Source organism: Tsukamurella serpentis, assembly GCF_054780975.1.
Genome location: NZ_BAAGVH010000013.1, coordinates 1 through 1,147 on the forward strand (window position 1 = coordinate 1; position 1,147 = coordinate 1,147).

Sequence of the window (1,147 nt, forward strand, 5' to 3'; positions counted from 1 at the left end):
TGTCATGCCCGCTGCCCATCCTGAGGAGTTCCGCCGCCGGGCGGTGAACCTGACCCGTGAGGACGGTGCTTCCGTCGCGCAGATCGCGAAGGATCTCGGTATCTCCGAGTCGTGTTTACGCAGGTGGATGAGCATCGACGATGTCGATGCCGGCCGCAAGGAAGGTCTGAGCACTGCCGAACGGGCGGAGCTGGCTCAGTTGCGCCGCGACAAGAAGCGCCTGGAGCAGGAGGTCGAGATCCTCAAACGTGCCAGCGCGTACTTCGCGCGGGAGAACGTCCTCCCAAAATAGGGTTCCGGCTGGTCTGTGAACTTGCCGCCGACGGATTCTCCGTCGCGGTGGCCTGCCGGGTGCTGAACGTCTCAACATCGGGGTTCTACGAGTGGCGGAGTCGTCCCGCGTCGGAGCGGGACGAGGCAGATGCTCATTTAGCCAACAAGATCCGTGACATTCACATCGGATCCCGTGGGTGCTATGGCTCACCTCGAGTTCATGCGGACCTGCGGCTCGGCAGCGGGATACGGACCGGCCGAAAACGAATCGCCCGGTTGATGCGGATGCTCGGAGTCGCCGGGATCGGATCGCGTCGGAAGAAGCATCGTAAGCCCGCACCAGCGGTGCACGATGATCTTGTCGAAAGGCGATTCGTCGCTGCCCGCCCGGATCAGATCTGGTGCACAGACATCACCGAGCACCCGACCAAGACCGGCAAGGTCTATTGCTGCGGCGTTCTCGACACCTTTTCCCGGCGGATCGTCGGGTGGTCGATCGCCGATCATATGCGCACTGAACTCGTCGTCGACGCGTTGCAGATGGCGTTGTGGAGACGCACCCCAGATGCGGGGACGATCATGCACTCTGACCGCGGATCCCAATATACCTCTTGGGTTTTCGGCGAACGGCTCCGTTCGGCGGGGATGCTCGGGTCGATGGGACGTGTCGCATCCAGCGTGGATAACACGATGATGGAATCGTTCTGGTCGACGATGCAACGCGAGCTACTCGACACCCGCGAGTGGAACACCCCGGAGCAGCTTGCCTCGGCGATCTTCGACTGGATCGAAGCCTGGTACAACCCCCGCCGCCGGCACTCCGGCATCGGCTACCTCGCTCCCGTCGAATACGAGAACAACTACCAACACGCCC

At 62.4% G+C, this 1,147-nt stretch carries 2 protein-coding genes; both read left to right on the top strand.

Features of this window, described 5'->3' with window-relative positions; translation table 11 throughout:
- On the top strand, positions 1–292 hold a 292-nt coding region (locus ACYVHG_RS15775), incomplete at its 5' end, for a transposase (protein WP_461168425.1).
- A 47-nt stretch (positions 293–339) separates the two neighbouring features.
- A partial coding sequence (locus ACYVHG_RS15780; RefSeq protein ID WP_461168426.1) for an IS3 family transposase occupies positions 340–1,147 on the top strand: 808 nt, incomplete at its 3' end.